The sequence below is a fragment of the Flavobacterium zhoui genome (assembly GCF_042787235.1).
Taxonomy (GTDB): domain Bacteria; phylum Bacteroidota; class Bacteroidia; order Flavobacteriales; family Flavobacteriaceae; genus Flavobacterium; species Flavobacterium zhoui.
The window spans coordinates 73,749-92,602 of record NZ_JBHZPY010000006.1; the positions used below are offsets into that span (position 1 = coordinate 73,749).

Annotated in this window: 10 protein-coding genes; 1 reads left to right on the forward strand and 9 read right to left on the reverse strand. The window is 34.6% G+C overall.

The annotated features are described in order from the left end of the window. Positions 1 to 74: 74 nt before the first annotated feature. The 9 genes from galE to ACFX5F_RS08705 all read right to left on the reverse strand — a co-directional run bounded on the left by galE (position 75) and on the right by ACFX5F_RS08705 (position 17,286). The gene (gene galE, locus ACFX5F_RS08665; protein ID WP_379851670.1) at positions 75 to 1,091 is read right to left on the reverse strand and encodes a UDP-glucose 4-epimerase GalE; all 1,017 of its coding nucleotides are present in this window, start codon (positions 1,089 to 1,091) and stop codon (positions 75 to 77) included. Next, positions 1,088 to 2,140: a UDP-glucose--hexose-1-phosphate uridylyltransferase gene (locus ACFX5F_RS08670; RefSeq protein WP_379851671.1), complete on the reverse strand. Its 1,053-nt coding sequence runs from the start codon at positions 2,138 to 2,140 to the stop codon at positions 1,088 to 1,090. The genes galE and ACFX5F_RS08670 overlap by 4 nt, the downstream gene beginning before the upstream one ends. Before the next feature lies 1 nt (position 2,141). Then, positions 2,142 to 3,311, reverse strand: a complete 1,170-nt coding sequence (gene galK, locus ACFX5F_RS08675; protein WP_379851672.1) for a galactokinase — start codon at positions 3,309 to 3,311, stop codon at positions 2,142 to 2,144. Between the two features lie 56 nt (positions 3,312 to 3,367). Then, entirely contained in the window at positions 3,368 to 5,767 is a 2,400-nt protein-coding gene (locus ACFX5F_RS08680) for a DUF4982 domain-containing protein (RefSeq protein WP_379851798.1), read from the reverse strand. 98 nt (positions 5,768 to 5,865) lie between these two features. Further along, positions 5,866 to 6,921 (reverse strand): aldose epimerase family protein, encoded by a 1,056-nt coding sequence (locus ACFX5F_RS08685; protein ID WP_379851673.1) that lies wholly within the window; start codon positions 6,919 to 6,921, stop codon positions 5,866 to 5,868. Between the two features lie 154 nt (positions 6,922 to 7,075). After that, positions 7,076 to 9,298 carry an alpha-galactosidase gene (locus ACFX5F_RS08690; protein ID WP_379851674.1) on the reverse strand — a complete coding sequence of 741 codons (2,223 nt, stop codon included), beginning with the start codon at positions 9,296 to 9,298 and terminating at the stop codon, positions 7,076 to 7,078. A gap of 89 nt (positions 9,299 to 9,387) precedes the next feature. Further along, a complete protein-coding gene (gene lacZ, locus ACFX5F_RS08695) occupies positions 9,388 to 12,522 on the reverse strand; it encodes a beta-galactosidase, LacZ type (protein WP_379851675.1) in 3,135 nt (1,044 codons plus the stop codon). A 160-nt stretch (positions 12,523 to 12,682) separates the two neighbouring features. Further along, positions 12,683 to 14,200: a RagB/SusD family nutrient uptake outer membrane protein gene (locus ACFX5F_RS08700; RefSeq protein WP_379851676.1), complete on the reverse strand. Its 1,518-nt coding sequence runs from the start codon at positions 14,198 to 14,200 to the stop codon at positions 12,683 to 12,685. An 11-nt stretch (positions 14,201 to 14,211) separates the two neighbouring features. Continuing rightward, complete coding sequence (locus ACFX5F_RS08705; protein ID WP_379851677.1) at positions 14,212 to 17,286, reverse strand: SusC/RagA family TonB-linked outer membrane protein; 3,075 nt, start codon at positions 17,284 to 17,286, stop codon at positions 14,212 to 14,214. A gap of 524 nt (positions 17,287 to 17,810) precedes the next feature. Here ACFX5F_RS08705 and ACFX5F_RS08710 point away from each other — a divergent pair. Continuing rightward, positions 17,811 to 18,809: a GntR family transcriptional regulator gene (locus ACFX5F_RS08710; protein ID WP_379851678.1), complete on the forward strand. Its 999-nt coding sequence runs from the start codon at positions 17,811 to 17,813 to the stop codon at positions 18,807 to 18,809. Positions 18,810 to 18,854 lie beyond the last annotated feature (45 nt).

Genomic DNA, 18,854 nt, shown 5'->3' on the forward strand with positions numbered 1-18,854 from the left:
GCACAATTATATTTTATTGAAATGCAATTAAAGTTATTTAAATTGATGTACTTTCTGGATCAAAAATTAATTAATTATTTACTTCTAACTTTCTGTTCCCATTCCCAAGCGCTTGCAATCGATTCTTCAAGAGTTGACTCTGTTTTCCATCCAAGAATGTTGTTTGCTTTTTCAGTATTGGCGTAAGCCGAAATCACATCCCCTTCCCTTCTGTCCACAATCTTGTAGGGTAATTTTTGGCCGCTTACTTTTTCGAAAGCTGCAATAACTTCCAAAACAGAACTTCCTGTTCCTGTTCCCAGATTAAAAATTTCTATTTTATCTACATTCTTTTTGTTTACCAATCGCTGCAAAGCAATAACATGTGCTTTTGCTAAATCAACGACATGAATGTAATCCCTTACGCAAGTACCATCAGATGTCGGGTAATCATCTCCGTAAACAGATAATTCTTTTCGTAAACCAATTCCGGTTTGAGTGATAAAAGGAACTAAATTTTGAGGAGTTCCTATAGGTAATTCACCTATTTCTCTTGATGAGTGTGCCCCAATAGGATTAAAATACCGCAACAAAATAGCGTTTATACCACTTACTTTTGTAACATCAGTAATGATTTCCTCTCCAATTTGTTTGGTATTCCCATACGGCGACATTGCCGGTTTAACCGATGCATTTTCATTAACCGGCATCGTTTCGGCTTGACCATAAACTGTGCAAGAAGAACTGAAAATAAAATTAGCTTCCTGTTTTTGTTGCAATTCCTGAAGCAAATAAATTAAAGTATTAATATTATTTTCATAATACAAAAGCGGATTGCCTACGCTTTCGCCTACTGCCTTAGAAGCCGCAAAATGGATTACGCCGGTAACATCAGAATGTCTTTTGAAAAAATCCTGAACCGACGCTTTGTCTCTCAAATCCAACTTTTCAAAAACAGGCATTATACCTGTTATAGCAACTATTCCTTTTAAAACCTCTTCAGAAGAATTAGAAAGATTATCAATAATTATAACTTCAAAACCTTCGTGTTGCAATTCGACAACAGTATGCGAACCAATAAATCCCAATCCGCCGGTAACTAGTATTTTCATAATTTATTTTTATAATGAACATTCGGCCGCTCTTTTAACACCGAAGCACTTTTTTCAGGAGTAATATCTCTTTGCGATTCCCCCATCATTTCGTAGCCTACCATAAATTTCTTTACAGTTGCAGAGCGCAACAATGGCGGATAAAAATGCATGTGAAATTGCCATTCAGGATGTAATTCCCCATCAGTTGGCGCTTGATGAATTCCTGACGAATACGGGAATGAAGTCTCAAACAAATTATCGTATTTTGTAGTCAATTGTTTTAAAGTCAAAGCAAAATTAGTCGTTTCCTCATCGGTAAAATCAGTAATTTTCCCAAAATGACGCTTGCTGATTATCATGGTTTCATAAGGCCAAATTGCCCAAAAAGGAACCAATGCCACAAAATGTTCATTCTCAATTACTATACGTTCGTTTAGTTTTAATTCCTCTTGCAAATAATCTTGCAAAAGTGTGGTTCCATGTTTATCAAAATAGGCTTTCTGGTTATTTTGCGTTTTCTCCACTTCGGTAGGTAATGACGATTGCGCCCAAATTTGTCCATGCGGATGCGGATTGCTGCACCCCATAACACTTCCTTTGTTTTCAAAAATCTGAACGTGATTGATATAATCAATAGTACCTAAATCAGTATATTCTTTTTGCCAAGTATGAATGATATTTTCAATCGCAGCAACTGGCATTTCCGGTAAAGTAAGATTGTGCTTTGGTGAAAAACAAACTACACGGGAAATACCTCTTTCTGGCTGTGCCTTGAAAAAAGTTTCCTTTTTGTCCTCTTCAAATGCTATTTCTTCCTGTTTTAAAGCAGCAAAATCATTTTCAAAGACAAAAGCATTTTCATATGCTGGATTCACTTCCCCATTTGCTCTAACATTGCCTGGACATAAATAACATGTTGGGTCATATTCTGGTAAAGAATCTGATATAACTGTTTCGTTTTGTCCTTGCCAAGGTCTTTTTGAACGATGAGGAGAAACCAAAACCCATTCGTTAATTAATGGATTATAGCGTCTGTGCGGATCTTCGTTGATATCAAATTTTTTCATCCTAGTTATTGTTATAAAGTGATGTACCGTTTCCGATTTTAACATCATAAATTTTTAATTCTATTCCAAAAGTGTCAAAATAAAGTGCCGAAAGTTCCTTTTTGATTCGTTCTTCGTGCCCTTTTTTAATCAAGTTAATGGTGCAACCTCCAAAACCACCGCCCATTAATCGGGAACCAACTACTGCTTCTTCCCTTTTTAGCGTATCAACAATCATGTCTAATTCCGCACAGCTTACTTCATAATCTTTAGACAATCCTTCGTGAGTTTCAAACATCAATTTTCCTAAAACTTCAATTTTTCCATTATCTAATGCTTCACAGGCTAGTTTTACCCGGTTGATTTCTTTTACAACAAAGAGACATCTTTTGAAAACATTCTCGTTCATTACATTTTGTAATCCTAAAATATGCTCTTCATTACAATCTCTAAAACTAGTTATCCCCGGAAAATTATTTTTTATGATTTCGATACCTTCTTCGCACTGCTGTCTTCTTTCATTATAAGCCGATGCCATTAAGGAATGTTTTACATTCGAATCGAATAAAATCAAAGAATAATCATTAAAATCAGCGTTATGATATTCATATTCCAATGTTTTGCAATCAATTTTTATGACTTTATTTTCTAAACCCATAACACTTGAAAACTGATCCATTATCCCACAATTGATTCCTACCCAATGTTCAGCACTTTGCCCCATTAGTGCAATATCAACCGGTTTTATATTCAAATTAAAAAGTTCATTTAATCCAAATAAGAAACCGCATTCTAAAGCTGCTGAAGAAGACAAACCTGAACCTACGGGAATGTTACTGCTAAAAATACAGTTAAATCCATCAAATTTAAAATCTTTTAATTTCAACTGATTGATAACTCCACGGATGTAATTCGTCCATACATTATCTGTCAATTCCATTGAACTGGTAATATCAATTTCAAATTCATCTTCAAGATCTATGGCGATTATTCTTGATGTGTTAGAGTTGCTTTTTTCGAAAGCAAAACAAATAATTTTGTCAATAGCTGCTGGCAAAACATAGCCGTCATTGTAATCAATATGTTCCCCAATGATGTTAATTCTTCCGGGAGAAAGTACTACTTTTTCGGGAGCGTTGCCAAATGTTTCTTGAAAAAAAGCGGTCGTTTTTTTAATTAAAAAATCGTTCATTATTTTGAAATTATTAAATTATTTGTTTTTAAAGTCTTATTTGATGCTTCCTGTTTTTATTTTTTTGTCGACACCAAGGTCAATTTACCACTCTTAAGACCAGCTCCATTTACTTCAAGTTTCACATCACCTTCGGTTGTCGTAGATTTCACAAGCACTACTAACTTTCCGCTAAAAAGTTTCATGGTATCTTTATGAAATATTTCAAGTGAAGTGGCATCACCATTGCAAGCAGCTCTGTAAGTACCCGCTCCTGTAACCTTAAATTTTAACTGATTCGTCGCCGTTGGGCAAGGAATTCCATTTTTATCAACTACAGATACGGTTACAAAAGAAATATCTTCTCCATTGGCACTGATTGTTTTCCTGTCCGCGTCTAAAACAATTTGGTAAGGCTTCCCAGCAGTATGCACTTCTTCTTCGGTAACAGCTTTACCATTGTCATCAAAAGCCACCACTTTTACAATTCCCGGCTCATATTTCACATCCATCCACATTAAGCGGTAACGATTCTGAGGTGTACTCTTGTTTTTTTTCTGCACACCCATGCTTTTGCCATTGATGAAAAGTTCAGCACTATTGTAGTTTGTATACACAAAAACCGGAATTGTTTCTCCTTCACGTCCTTCCCAGTTCCAATGTGGCAAGATATGAAGAGTTGATTCCTTCGTATTCCAGCGGCTTCGGTATAAATAATAGCGGTCTTTAGGTAAGCCCGCTAAATCGTTGATTCCAAAATAAGAACTGCGAGACGGCCAGCTTTCGTCATAAGGCGTAGGTTCGCCTAAATAATCAAAACCAGTCCAGACAAACTCACCAATAACCCAAGGTTTATCATCTTGAAGCACAAAATCTTCATCAGGTACATTAGACCAGCTACAGGCCTCCAAATCATAAGAAGAAGATTGAAAGTCAGGATATTGCTTCATATTTTCTTGAACCACGGGAAATTTATAGACCCCTCTAGAGCTAACCGTTGAAGCGGTTTCAGAACCTAAAATAAACCCTTGAGGAAATTTATTAAATGCTTCATCGTATAAATGCACGCGATAATTCAATCCTGGAACATCCAGTAAAGCTCCAAACCCAGATTCCATAGTCGCTTTTACCTGATCCATACCAACCGTTACCGGACGTGTTGGGTCTTCTCTATGAAATATTTCCTGTAACCATTTGGCTCGCTTTACACCAGCTTCTCCCCATTGATCAGGCACTTCGTTTCCAGCACTCCACATTACAATAGAAGGATGATTTCGTGTGGCCTGCACTAAATTCACGATGTCTTTTTCGGCATAATCCTCAAAAAAACGATGGTACCCATTTTCTACTTTTGGTTTTGCCCATTCATCAAAACTCTCCGCCAAAAATAGAAAGCCCATTTCATCTGCCAACTCGAGTTGCTCAAAAGATGGCATGTTGTGTGAACTGCGTATCGCATTGCAACCCATGTCTTTCAATATCTTCATTTGCCTGCGCAACGCTGCTTTATTTACTGCAACTCCAAGAGGACCCAAATCATGATGCAGACAAACTCCTTTAAATTTGGTTATCTTTCCATTTAGACTAAAGCCTTTACTAGGCTCGTATTTTATTTCTCGTATTCCAAAACGTGTTGTAATGGCATCTTTAAGTTCTTTTCCAACATACAATTGGGAAACCGCTTTATACAAATAAGGAGTTTCGGGGCTCCACAATTTTGGTTTCTCTACTTTTATATTTTGATCAAATTCTTTTCCGAATTGCAAAGTCGACTCTTCTGAATTTAGTTTATGTCCTTCGGCATCAAAAATAGTGGTGACTAAACGAGTGTTTTCTCCAGATGCTGTGGTCTTAATGTTAACTTTGGTCACATCTTCACTGATAAAAGGTGTCGTTACAAACTGACCCCATTGATCAATGCTTTCGTTGTTTTTTATAATAACACTTACTTTTCGATATAAACCTGCGCCAGGATACCAACGGGAAGCAAATTCTTTATTTGTCAATTTTACAGATAATGTGTTGGCTCCTTCTTGTATAAATTGGGAAACATCAAAATAAAAATAACTATAGCCATAGGCCCATTCTCCCACTTTTTTCCCGTTTAAATACACTTGAGGTTCACTCATGGCGCCTTCAAAAAGTAAAATTATTTTTTTTTCTTTTGAATCTTTAGGTAATGTAAATGTATTGCGATACCAGGCTGTTCCAATATGGGGTAAAGCCCCTGTTCGTCCTGTTTTTTCGGTAGCTATGTTTTCTCCGTTTTGAACAATGGCAACCTTCTGTATATCTACATTTTTATCAAAAGACCCGTAAATTGCCCAGTCATGTGGAACGGTTACGGTTTCCCATTTCGAATCATTAAAATTCACTTTAAACGCCTCTTCAAAATCGCCTTTTTGAAATTTCCAATTAGAACTAATATTGACTACTGTTCGTGACTGTGCTTGAATTTCTCCAGAAGAAAAACCCATTAGAATTAGCAATAAAAAAATACAATATCTCAAAATCTTTTTTTTAATAAAACTTGAACAAATTAGGAATAGGAACTGTAACTTTTAAAAACCTCTAATTAAAAAGATTGAAACTTATAAATCGTTTTATGATGATAAATCTCCTCTTTTCTTAAAACAGAACTTGGGAAATTTTCATGATTTGGTGCATCCGGAAAATTTTGTGTTTCAAAACAAATTCCACTCAATGAATGATAATCTACATTTTCTTTTCCTTTTATAGTATTGAAACAATTACCTCCCACATAAATGTGAACCCCGTGTTGATTCGTATAAACCGTCATTTTCAGATTATTCTTTTTATTGAAAAGCGATGCCGCAAATTCATTTTCCTTTTCTAAAACAAAGGTGTTATCTATTTTTGAAGGACACTTTTTAGGCTCGTTAAAATCGAAAGGTTTATTATCTAAATCCAAAAACCTACCAGTTGGACTATTTTGATCAGTAGTCTCTAACATTTTTTGAGAGTTAACGATTAACTCCTGTTCTAAAATATCAGAATCGTGACCATCGAGATTAAAATAACTGTGATGGGTTAAATTCACAACTGTATCTTCGGTTGAAATGGCTTTATACTCTATAATTAATTCATTGTCTTCCGATACCATATAGGTAATTTCTACTGATAAGCCTCCTGGATAATTTTCTTCCCCATCAGGACTGAAATACGCTAAAGTTATTGATGGATTTTCACCTTCTTTCACGTTTTTTGTCCACCACATTTTCTGACTAAATCCAATATTTCCGCCATGTAACGAATTATTGTTATTGTTTTTATTTAAATGAAAAGCCTTACCGTTCAAACTAAAAAAGCCATTGTTAATTCTGCCGGCATAACGTCCAACAGTCGCTCCAAAATAAGGCGCACTCTCTAAATCAAATGATTTAATGTAAGCCTCTAAAGTATCAAAACCCAATACCACATCAACAAATTCACCGTTTTTCAACGGCATTTTCAATGAGGTAATAGTCGCACCATAATTAATTACTTGAAGCCTCATTCCATTTTTATTAGTTAATTCATACGAATCAACAACTTCACCATCATGCATTCTACCAAATAACCCCATTATACAACTGTGTTTTAAATGTGATATCTCTTTTATTATCATCATTTTTTTATTAAATACAAAAATCAAAAATAAACCAATTGCCCAAAAATACATACCAGTACCTACCAGTTTTTAAACATTAAAAAAACTTCTAATGTTTACTATTCGACGGTTAATTACTAATTCGAAACCTTTGCCTACATAATATATTTTTAGCCTATTTCACTTCTGTTATTTCAAGCACTACACTAGTTCTCATTAAATTTACATTTGGATTTATCCCTACCTTCATAAGGAAATCACCTGAATAAATATTTTCTGCGGGCATCGTAGAAATAGCGCCAGGATATAGATTTAATTCTTTTACTGCATATTTTTTGTTTGGATCTAATCCTTTCAAAACTACAGGAAGTGGGGTCGCTGTCAACATAAATCGATTATTTACCAAATAATTAAAAACAACTGCCTTACTCTTCTCTTTATCAACATACATTAATGCCGAAATATCATTTTCATGTGGATTTACCAAACGATACAAATCACCATGCCAAACAACATCTTTGAATGAGTTATAGTTTTTTATGGCTTCTTTGCAAAACAACTTATCCTTGTCACTTAAATGACTTACTACAATATCAAATCCTAACTTACCCATACTCGCTACATCGACTCTGAATTTCAAAGGCTGTTTTCCCCAGTCAGTAACATGATTATCCGTTGTAATAGAAGGAAAGAAATACGAATAATCCCATTGCATAAATATTCTTTCTATAGGTTCTGTGTCGTCACTAGGCCAGAACTCTGTGAAATATTTCAACATTTCATAATCTCCACGTCCACCTCCACCTGAGCATAGCATCATAGGAACTTTAGGATATTTAACACGGATTCTCTCCAACACTTTATACAAACCTCTTATATAATCAACGTATAAATTAGATTGTGGAATTCCTTTTTTATTAAGATAGGCTGAGTAAGCGTTGTAAATAACTGCATTACAATCCCATTTTATAAATGCCAATTCAGGATTTTTTACAAAAAGGTTGTCTACTATCCCGAATACAAAATCCTGTACTTCCGGATTTGATAAATCAAGCACTAATTGGTTTCTATAATACACTTCTGGCCTTTCCGGTTGACGAATTACCCAATCCAAGTGCTTTTCATACAACTCACTTTTGGGATTTACCATTTCAGGCTCAATCCAAATCCCAAATTTAACACCTTCTTTTTTGGCTTCTTTCACTAAATAACCTAATCCATGAGGTAGCTTCTTTGCGTTTTCTTTCCAATCTCCAAGACCCGCTTTATCATCATTTCTAGGATATTTATTTCCAAACCACCCATCATCTAACAAGAACATATCCACTCCAATATCTTTGGCATCTTTGAATAAATTAGAAATTTTATTTTCATCAAAATCAAAATAAGTCGCTTCCCAGTTGTTTAACAACGTCAGACGTTCTCCTTCACCATCCAAAACTCTATATTTCCTTGCCCAATCATGAAGATTTCTACTCGCCTCGCCAGTACCATTATTAGATAAAGCGTATATTAAAGATGGTGTTTTAAAAACTTGGTTAGCAGGCAAAAGATATTCAGAAGCATATGGATTAACTCCTGCAATAAGACGAAGATTCTTATACGAATCAACCTCAAAATCTAATTTAAAATTACTGCTCCAAGCCAATTGTCCCAGCATAACTGTACCTTCAGTTTCTGAAGCAGGTTTCCCAAAAGACAAAATAAAATTTGGGTTTTGAAGTAACATTGCTCTTGTACCCAATTTAGAATCTACCGTTCTGATTCCCTGTAAAAGTTTTGATTCAATAGGTTGCATTTCTTTTAGATACTGCCCTTGAAAACTAGTCAAATAAAAATCTTTATTGGTAAAATATAAATTAGCCGAAGCAAATTTCTGCAACAGAACGGCCTTCTTTTCATTGTGTTTTATTTCTGACCATTGCTCAATTACATTTTCTTTTGGCCAAACTTTATAAAACAAAGTCACCTCAAATGGGTAAACAGGATCTTTTAAAACAATACTTGTAATAGAGGAATTTGCGTCAACTTTTTCTATTTTATGACTTACGTATTTAAGTTCCAAAGAGGGATTTCCATCAGCATGTTTCACTTGAATAGCCGGCTCTGAAAGATTCCAAGTTCCTGCAGTCGTATAGGTCCCATTATAAATTCCAGCATTTTCGTCTTTGAAATTATAAGCTCCAGAAACGGATGGATATTCACTGACATTTGCCAGAGGTTTCCCAAAATAGACAGTCATTAAACGATCACTACTATCTGTCTGCAATAACATCATATTGCTATTGGTTGCGATGGGTATTGTCACTTTTTGCGCCCATAAACTGATAGCAACAAACATAAAAAACAATATAAAAACACATTTTTTATCGAAACAGAATTTTAATTTTTCTTTCATAATAATTAATTTTAACGACACCCTTTCACCTGCTTAATTTATTTCACTCCTATCTCTAATTTATAAAACAGGAGTGAAATTTTAATCCTTTATTTCTTTTTAGGTTTAATAACAAAACCATAATTATATTCTTTATTTTTCAATTGGTACTGTTTGTGTGGCATAGCGCCCCAACTGTTGTCTCCTCCAACACCTCTTTGGGCTAAATCAACACAAATTACAACTTCATTTCGTGGTGTAATATCATTTGTATGACGGTATTTTTTAGTCAGACCCGGATCGAAATCTTCAGGATAATTATGTAATGCACTTACTCCTAGCGGCTGTAAACCTTCTATTTCAATTCCATTTCCTGAATTATTTGTAAGTGTTAACCAACGAACATCTGTTTTATATCCATTCTCTTGAGGACGTGTGTAAGGAACATATTGATCAGCAACCTTACTTTGGTAAATCCCTTTCAAAGAAGAAGTGTTTCTATCTTGATAATTCTCCCAAGGTCCTCTTCCGTAGTAACTAAAATTATCAAAGTCATTTTTGAGAGAGAACAACATCCCAAAACGAGGCATTTCGGCCAATGGATTATTTCCTGCTTTGAATGAGTTCTGTACTGTTAAACTACCGTCAGCGTCCATTGTATAAGTAATGGTATAATAAGATGCAACATCTTTTAAGAAAAGGCGAGCCACTACTATTGTTTTACCGGCTACTTCTTTAACCTCGATAGTATCCAAACTACTAAATCTTCCTACAGTCCTCCATACATTACTGCTCACTTGCATGTAATTCCCAAAATCATTATCCGTTGGGGCACGCCAAAAATTAGGAACTGGCATTTGATTGAAAAAATAGTCTCCGTTAGATTTATATTGTTGCATTAAACCCGTTTTCTTATTTATGGTGACTTCAACTCCAGCGGCACTAAGAGTTACAGTGTCTTGAGTATCTTTAACTGTAAAATTTGTGCCAGCAGCTGCTGCTTTGACAAAATACTTGGCCTCTCCAATTGAAAACTGTTCACGTGCTACTTCAAAATTTTGAGGTAACACTTCCGTACCTTCTTTTGTGTAGGCAAAAATATTTAAAAGATATTCCACTCCATCTTCAGTAGCCATTTTTGGCAATTCAAGCTGAACCTGTTTCTTAGATTGTGGCGCAAGAGCGATAGCAACAGTTCCTGTTTTGATAACTATCCCGTTTTTTAGCACTTCATATTTGAAACGATATTTATCAAGATTAGTATAACTAAATCCATTTTCTACCTGAATAATTCCTCTTTTCAAATCAACACCAGAAAATAAAATATCCTGATACACTTTTTTCACTTCAAAAGCACCCGGATGCGGAGTACGGTCCGGCCAAACTAATCCATTATGACAAAAATTTTCGTCATTGGTATAATTTTGACTTCCCATATCACCACCATAAGCCCAATATTTACGTCCTACTTCATCAGTCATTTCAAATCCTTGATCCACCCAATCCCATATAAATCCTCCTTGCATATTTTTACTGCTGTGAATAACATCCCAATATTCTTGAAAATTTCCACTGCTATTACCCATCGCATGAGAGTATTCACACATGATAAACGGACGTTTTACATCCTTACGCTTGGCATACTCTTTCATGTAATCCATACTTGGATACATCGGACAAACCACATCAGTATTCTCTTGTTCTCCTGCCTGCTCAAATTGAACCAATCGCGTTTTATCTCTGTTTTTTATCCAATTATAAGCCTCTTGAAAAACGGGTCCGTTTCCACATTCATTCCCCAAAGACCAAAGAATGATAGAAGGTTGGTTTTTGTCGCGTTCCACTAAGCTAAAAATACGATCCATGTGAGCAGCTTTCCACTCCGGAAGATAAGCAGGATGTTTTGTTTTATCAAAAGAACCTTGCAATTCAGCTCCCATCCCATGGGTTTCAATATTAGCCTCGTCCACTAAGAACAAACCATATTTATTGCATAATTTAACCCACATTAAGTTATTTGGATAATGACTGCAACGAACTGCATTAATATTAAGTTGTTTCATTAACTTAATATCTTTCATCATGGTTTCTTTATCCTGATAATGTCCCGTTTTAGGATTATGTTCATGAATATTGACACCATGAACCATAATTCTAACCCCATTAACCAATAATTGTCCGTTTTTCAATTCTACTTTTCGAAAACCGATTTGTGTAGCAACCGTTTCAATAAACTTTCCATTTTCATCCTTTAGCGTAAGCAATAAAGAATAAAGATTTGGTCTTTCATTACTCCATAATTTAGGTGCGGAGACATTTTGTGTAAAAGTGGTTGATTCAAATGAATTAGCTCCTACATTAATTTTTATTGTTTTCTTAAAAACTTCTTTCCCGTTTGCATCTACTAATTTAGCTTCAACAATCTGATTGTTTTTAGCAACCGCATTCATGTTCTTCAATTTAACATCAACAGATAGGCTGCCGTTTTTATAGGAAGCATCAAGATCAGGGCGCGCAAAGAAATCAGCAATACGGGTATTAGTCGTACTATAAAGATAAACATCGCGATCAATTCCTGACAAACGCCAAAAATCTTGATCCTCTAAATAGGAACCATCACTCCAACGGTACACCTCAACAGCAACCTGATTTTTACCCGCTTTTACATACTTAGTTATATCAAATTCTGTTGGACTTTTTGTATTTTCACTATATCCTACTTTTTCTCCATTTACCCAAATATACATCGCTGAAGTTCCTGCTTCAAAATGAAGGTAAACACGGCGTCCGTTCCAGTTTTCTGGCAACTCGAAAGCACGTCGGTAAGACCCCACTGGATTGTCCGCATGATTAATAAACGGTGGATTTTTGACAAATGGATACGTAATATTAGTATAAATAGGAATTCCATATCCAACTAATTCCCAGTTTGACGGTACTGCAATTTCTTTCCAATTGGTAGCATTGAAATCTGTTTTATAGAAATCCATTGGTCGTTCAGCTGGTGTTGGTGACCAATTAAATTTCCACTTTCCGTCTAAAGTCAGAAACCAAGGAGAGCGCGTATAATCATCAGCAATAGCAGAAGATTCATCAGCATAAGGCAAAAATGCCGCTCTGGCAGGTTCTCTATTAATCTGAAATATAGCTGGATTTTCCCAATCATTGGTCGTTGGCTTTTCTTGTGCTGACACAACCAAAGAAATAAGGGTAAAAATGCAGGATAAAACTGTTACTTTTTTCATATATAATGAATTTAAAAACGAATTACTTTTATCTGATAAACTTAACTTAAAGCTATCTGATTTATAAGAGATGACAAATGATTAATTCGTTATGTACAACGCATTAACCATTTGTCAAGTTCTTATTTTAATCTTTATTAATTAAAAGGTATAACCCAAATTACCAATTGGCATTTTGTGTCATTTTTGGGTTGTTATTCAACTCACTTTCCGGAATAGGAAAGTAGTTGTATTTAGCCGAGTAATTAAGATAGCCGCCAACTTGACTAGCTTTAATTACTTTTTCTAAAGTACCCCATCTTCTTAAATCATACCAATGAATCCCTTCACGAGCAAATTCAATATTTCTTTGGTGCATAATCTCGTCCATCATTTGGGTTTGATTCCATCCAGTCATTGTGATAGCAGCTAATTTTGCTCTGTCTCTTATTCTTTTTACTAAAGGTATTGCTTCAGCAACTTTTCCTTGCATCGTTTTTGCTTCAGCAAGCATTAAAAGAACATCAGCATAACGCATTGCATATTCATTCAATTCAGATTTCCAATCCCCTTCATCAGCATTCCACCAGTTTTGATTTTTTCTTATCCATATAGCATTTACCCCAAACTTTGATGCAAAATCATAAGTATAGTAAGTACTGCCCGGATAGTTCCAAGCCAAAGTAGTTAAAGCTCTAGGATCAAAATTATTATCAGCTGTTTTTTCCTTAGTCATAGCATCCAATAATACTTTCGTAGGCAACAACTCAAACCAACCTCCAACTTCACCTGGCGCTAATTCTTGTGCCATAGTAGTTGCTCTAGTTCTTTCGGATGGATTTCCACCCCAAATTGTAGCACCACCTTGTCTGCTGAATTGAATTTCAAACACTGATTCTTTACTGTTTTCATGTTTGCCATCAAATAATTGTGCATAATCATCCAAAAGTCCAAACCCATTTGCAGATTCGTTATTAACCAATTTAGAAAATTGCTCTTCAGCTTTTGCCCAATCTTTTAAATACAAATACGATTTCCCAAGGTAAGCGATTGCCGTATTTTTAGTTACTCTGCCTTTCAAAGCTGAAGGATATATTGCAGGTAGTGGACTTGTTACAGCCGCTTGAAAATCAGCAATTACTTGTTTCCACACTTCCTCTTCTGTTGATTTTTCTTTAAAATAATCTGCTGATTCTTTTACTAAATCAGTGAAAATTGGCACACTCCCAAATTCATTTACCAAATTAAAATAATTCAATCCTCTAAGAAAGGTAGCCTCAGCAACTATTTGCGCTCTTTTTGTTTCATCAATGTTCTTGATTTGAGGAGCATAATTAATTACTTGATTAGCACGAAATATACCAATATACATCGCTTTATACATCCCGGTAGTTTCACTTGTACTAGGTGTATTTTTATAGCTGGAAACGGCATAACGACCTGGAACATCATTTCTTGCAACAAAATTTTCGGTTCTGTTTTCTTTCAACTGCATTGCTTGTATTTCCCAATAACCTGCGTTATTGTTATCTACTAATACATTATAAACAGTCGCTAATCCAGACTCCAAATCCTCAGGAGTTTGCCAGAAAGAACCGGTTGTTACTTTACTAGGGTTTTGTAATTCTAAGTTATCTGAACAAGAACTAAATAAAGCTAGTCCTCCTACAAAATATAATATAATTAATTTCTTTTTCATTTTTCGTTGATTTAAAAGTTAAGTTGCATCCCAAAAATAATAGTCTTGCTTAATGGATACGATTTATAATCGATTCCTCTACCTCCAAGTCCATCAGCCGAAACATCTGGATTGTATCCTGTGTATTTAGTAGCAGTAAAAAGATTATCGCCTGCAACATAGAATCGACATTTGTCAATTGCTAATTTTTGACTTAAGTCATTAGGAAAAGTATATCCTAATTGAATCGTTTTTAGTCTAAGATAAGATCCATTTTCAAGAAAACGATCAGAGTAATCAGCCCCGTTATCATTTGGATCATCAATATTTAATCTTGGAAAATTAGAGTTTGGATTAAAAGTAAATGAATCTAAAGTTGAACTGGCATAATTTGTATTTGCTTTTACTGTTGCTAAGTCCGTATTATTTCCATTGTATATTTCATTTCCTTGAACTCCTTGAAGAGCAAGAGTCATATCAATTCCTTTCCAATCTGCTTGAAGACGAAATCCGTATTCAAAATTAGGAAAAGCACTACCTCTAAATTGTCTGTCTCCAGCATCAATTTTTCCATCTCCATTAAAATCAACATATCTTATGTCCCCAATTTGAGCTCTTGGCTGAATAGGATTTCCATTAAATTTATGCGCATCCAATTCCTCTTGAGTTCTGAATAAACCGTCAGTTTTAACAAGGAAAAAAGAATAAATAGGATATCCTACTTTACTGTAAGTCACTGCTGATCCGTGAAATGATCCACTAGAACCTGCAAGAATCTGACTTCCAGTGCTCAATTCTTCAACACGGTTTTTTACACTTGAAATATTAGAAGTTATAGAGAAATTAACCTCTCCAACTTTTTGATTAAGCGTTAAACCCATCTCAAAACCTTTATTTGAAACCTTACCTGCATTAGTATAAGGGTCATTACTAGAACCTACTGACAATGGAATTGGCACACGTAAAAGTAAATCAGAAGTGTTTTTTTGGAAATAATCAAAAGTATAATCTAACTTCCCATTCCATAAACCTAAATCAAAACCAACATTGGCGGTCGTCGTTGATTCCCATTTTAATCCAATAGCAGGATATTCTGTTTGGATATTACCAATCCAAAGTGTATTTGGCTCTCCTGTACCATAACTTATTCCTGATGTAATTGATCCAAGATACTGGTAATCTCCAATTTCTTGATTTCCTAAAATACCATAACTTGTTCGTAACTTGAATTCAGACACAGGTAAGTCTAGGTTTTTGAAAAAATCTTCTTTTCCTATTCCCCATGCTGCAGAAACTGAAGGGAAATTTCCCCATTTGTTTTCTGGGCTAAAACGAGAGGAACCATCACGTCTAAAAGTTGCCGTAAGGATATATTTGTTATCATACGAATATATCGCACGTCCAAGATAAGAAATCAATTTATTCTCAGTAGCATACCCTGAAATAGCTGGTTGTTCAGCACCTGCCAAAACAAATATACCATCTGGCATTCCTTGTACTGATCCTGAAATAGCACGGAAATTATTTTCATAAATGGTATGTCCTACCAATAAATTTACCGAATGCTTACCAAATTTTTTAGAGTAGTTTAAAGTGTTCTCAATTTGATAATATTGATTTAATTCACTTCCTTCCGCTAAAGTGTTTTTTAAATTCTTGAAGAATCCACCCACTTCATAACGTGGTGTATAGTTATAACTTTTATGCTCAGAAATGGTTGCTCCAACATTCAATTTATACTTAAACCCATCAAAGAAACTTGCTTCAGCATAGGTATTAATCAATGCTTGGTAGTAATCATTTTTTACATCAAAAAGATTCAAAGCTGCTACGGGATTGAATATATCCGTAACTGCACCTGATGCTCCACCATATCCGCCTATTGCATTTTCATTATAAATTGCAAACCCCGGAAGCATAGAAATAGCAGCTCCAAGAATATTTCTTCCTTGTCCTGGTATTCCTGGTAAATCATTTCTTTTTTCTTTGGTCAACATTACTGTTTCTCCAATTTTAAAAATACCCTTTTTATAATCCGATTTAACTCTTAAGTTAACACGGTCATAATTAGTTTCCTTGATAACTCCTTCTTGATTAAAGTAGCTCAAAGACATATTGTATTTTAAATTATCTGAACCTCCAGAAAGTCCTAATGAATAGTTTTGTGTAGGAGCATCTCTGAAAATTTCATTCTGCCAATTAATTCCTGCACCAGAAACCTGAGGGTTCATTGCAATGTCCAATGGTGCTTTTCCTGCCCCACTATATGCTGCATTACTTACCTTTGCCCATTGTTCTTGATTTAATAAATCAAGTTTTTTAGTCACACTGGCTATACCATAAAATGAATCAAAGCTCACTTTCATTTCTCCTTTTTTCCCGCTTTTAGTGGTAATCAAAATCACACCATTTGCCGCTCTTGATCCGTAAATTGCAGCCGCAGAAGCATCTTTCAAAACTTGAATTGATTCGATGTCATTTGGGTTAAGGTTATTCATTGAAGCAACAGCAATATCATCCACTAATATCAAAGGATTGTTATTATTTAACGATCCTGCACCTCTAATCTGAATTCTGGTTCCGGAACCCGGGGCACCACCAGCAGACTCTACAGTAACACCGGCAATTTTACCTTGTATTGCACTCCCTAAATTTGTATTACTTTGAGAATCCAATTGTGCTGCTTTTAATCCTCCAACAGCTCCGGTTAAATCACTTTTCTTTACAGTTCCGTATCCAATTACTACTACTTCATCTAAGGTATTGTTCTCTTCTTTAAGCGAAACATTAATTACTTTTCTTCCAGCAATAGCTTCTTCTACTTTAACATATCCAATATAGGAGAAAACTAGTGTAGCATTAGGATCAGCTGCATTTAATTTAAAATTTCCATCAGCGTCAGTCATGGTTGCATTAGCAGTTCCTTTTACAGCAACCGAAGCACCAATTACGGTTTGGGATGTTTTTTGATCTACAACAGACCCTGTAATAACATTTTGAGCCTGTAAACTAATACACGAGGTTATAATGATTATTGACAAAGTGAGTTTAGATGTTAAGAATGCCTTAATCCTTAACAACTGATTTACGTTCTTAATGGTTTTCATAAATTCATGGTTTTAAAAATTGGTTGGTTAATAATTTTTTTTATTCGTTTAATTATCCTTTTATAAAGAGAGAGAAGATTAGCATTTTTCTTAATGAAATAAAAAAATTGAAATTGAGCTCGAAATTAATTTATCCGGAATTATTGCTGTTGTTCAATTTTAATCTTCATACTCTTTATTAGTTTGCCATCGTAAAATATTAGTCCTTTTTTAGATATTATGTTTATGTGTGACTCGCCTATAAATTAGTAACCGAGCACAAATTTTTACTGCGGCACAATGCAACTATGACAGCAACATACTTAATGATTTTTAATTCCATTTTCGTTAGCTAATTCCCAAAAACAAATACCTTCTTATTAGACATAAATCAAACAATCTATTTAATATAGTGGCCATAAAATATGATATGTGTTTTTTTTAATTTAATTTTTTACGAAATATTAAAAATCAAAAGTAAAATAAAACTTAATTTTAACACACCAGTACCTACCAGTTTTTATATATTTGCAAAAAGCTTTTCCATGAAAATCATTAATATTCAAAACAATCGGGGTGTCCCAAAATACAAACAAATCATTTTCTCTATAGAAAAAATGATAGAGAAAGGTCATTTAAAAAAAGATGAAAAACTCCCTTCAATAAACAAAGTATGTCTAGAATTTTCATTGTCTCGGGACACGGTTTTACAAGCCTATGAAGAATTAAAAAAAAGAGGAATTATTTACGCAATTGCAGGCAAAGGATACTATATAAAAAGCACCGAAGTAAGAATAAAACAAAGGATATTTTTACTTTTTGATGAATTAAATATTTTCAAAGAAGACATCTACAATTCATTCTTAGAAACCATCGGTGATGACGTTCAGGTTGACATTTTTTTTCATCATTTTAATGTTCCCGTTTTTCAAAAACTGATAAATGACAGTAATGGAAACTACACAAAATACATTATCATGCCTACCAATTTAGTCGAGGCAGCATCAGTTATAAAAACCCTACCAGTTAATGATGTTTACATATTAGATCAAACTAATCCAGAACTAAAACCGTACCCTGCGATCTATCAAAATCACCTCAACGACATTTATAAAGGATTACTAAAAGGGAAATCCAAATTAAACAAATACGAAAAAATGATTATGATTTTCCCCGGATTTCGAGAACCACTAGGAATGAAAATAGGTTTTGAAAATTTTTGCAGAGACTTTGCTTTCAATTATGAAATCATAACTGAGTTTCGGAATCGGGAAATAAAAAAAGGTGAAGTGTATATTATTCCAAGCGACCGAGATTTGGTTCGTGTTATTGAGAAATCTAAACTTCAGAAGCTAGAATTAGGCAGCGATTATGGCATTATTTCATACAATGAAACACCGCTGAAAAAAATAGTCGAAAACGGAATCACAACCATTTCAACGAATTTTGAAGCCATGGGCAAAATTTTGGCGCAAATGATTTTAGAAGGCAAAAAAAAACAAATCGAGAACAAGTGTGATCTGATTATCAGGAATTCATTGTGATGCAAAATTAAAAAACACTCTACTTTACGGAAAACCTCAAAGTGA